Origin of the sequence: Noviherbaspirillum malthae (genome assembly GCF_015352985.1) — a bacterium.
Taxonomy (GTDB): domain Bacteria; phylum Pseudomonadota; class Gammaproteobacteria; order Burkholderiales; family Burkholderiaceae_D; genus Noviherbaspirillum; species Noviherbaspirillum malthae.
This window is the reverse complement of sequence record NZ_JACYXF010000179.1, coordinates 1-1,443: the sequence shown is the minus strand read 5'-3', so window position 1 is coordinate 1,443 and position 1,443 is coordinate 1. Positions and strand designations below refer to the sequence as shown.

Sequence of the window (1,443 nt, the reverse complement as noted above, 5' to 3'; positions counted from 1 at the left end):
TACTACAGCTGTAAGTAAGCCGAATGTTTGTTGACGTTTGCAGTCCAACTGCCAAGGTAAGGTTGGAGGGCGGATCATGGACGAAGTTGCGAAGCAGTATGTTGAATTGAGCGAAAGCTGGCTCGAACAACTTGAATGCGTGTTTTCTTACTTTAGTCCTCGTTTTGGCCGCGCAGATCGACAGCGGCATGCCTGGGAGTATTTGCGAGGACTGCTGAGTTCGGTCGAACGCAAGAACGGCTGGCAACTTGCCGAAGCGGCCGAGCACGCCACACCTTACAGCTTGCAGCATTTGCTTGACCGGGCACCTTGGGATGCCGATGCGGTGCGGGACGATTTGACCGAGTACATTGCTGAGGAACTGGGTGATCCAAACGGGGTTCTGGTGGTCGATGAAACCGGGTTCCTCAAGAAAGGCACTCATTCGGCCGGCGTGCATCGCCAGTACAGTGGCACGGCTGGTCGCATCGAGAATTGCCAGGTCGGTGTTTTCATGGCATATGCTGGCAGGCATGGGCGTGCATTGATGGACCGTGAACTCTATCTTCCCAAGGAATGGACTGACGACATCGAACGGCGGCAGTCTGCAAAGATTCCCGAGCATGTTGAGTTCAAGACTAAGCCACAGCTGGCGCAACAGATGATCGAACGTGCGGTGGCGACGAATGTGCCGTTTGCATGGATTACCGCAGACGAAGTCTATGGCGACAACCGCAGATTGCGCGTCTGGCTGGAGCAAAGCGACTTGCACTTCGTGCTGGCCGTGCGCAGTAACGCTCATGTCTGGACAGAGCACGTGCGTCAGCAGACCGTGGAGCAACTGGGCAATACGGTTACCCAAGCCGATTGGCAGACCTTGTCAGCCGGCGATGGCAGCAAGGGGCCAAGATGGTACGACTGGGCCCGGGTGCCACTGCTGTCGTGGCAGATGCCTGGCGAGCGCTGGTTGATGTTGCGGCGAAGTCGGGCGGACGGCAAGTTGGCCTATTACGTCTGCTATGTGCCCGCAGGTACGCAACTGCAGACGATGGTGCAGGTCGCTGGCATGCGCTGGATGATCGAGGAATGCTTTGAAGCATCCAAGGGTGAAGTCGGACTGGATCAATACGAGGTGCGTCACTGGCACGGCTGGTACCGGCATATCACGTTGGCTATGCTGGCGCATGCATTCCTGGCAGTGGTGTGTACCTCCGCCGCAGAAATCGATCCTCTTAAAAAAAACAGAGTAGCGGGGAAGATGGAGAATTGGAAACAGCGTCGCATGCATGCATCGCATTGACCGTGCCGGAGATCAGAAAACTACTGTGCCAACTCGTATGGCGGTATCTGCCTGATGTGAGGACAGTGATTCACTGGTCGCTATGGCGACGACATCATCAGGCCGTCGCCCATTTCTATCACTGCCTGCGCCGAGCGAGGGCGGCATGACATACAACTGTAGTA

1 protein-coding gene is annotated in these 1,443 nt (G+C 56.1%); it reads left to right on the top strand.

Features of this window, described 5'->3' with window-relative positions:
- Nucleotides 1-76 precede the first annotated feature (76 nt).
- Nucleotides 77-1,279 carry an IS701 family transposase gene (locus IGW03_RS37615; RefSeq protein ID WP_228536359.1) on the top strand — a complete coding sequence of 401 codons (1,203 nt, stop codon included), beginning with the start codon at nucleotides 77-79 and terminating at the stop codon, nucleotides 1,277-1,279.
- Nucleotides 1,280-1,443 lie beyond the last annotated feature (164 nt).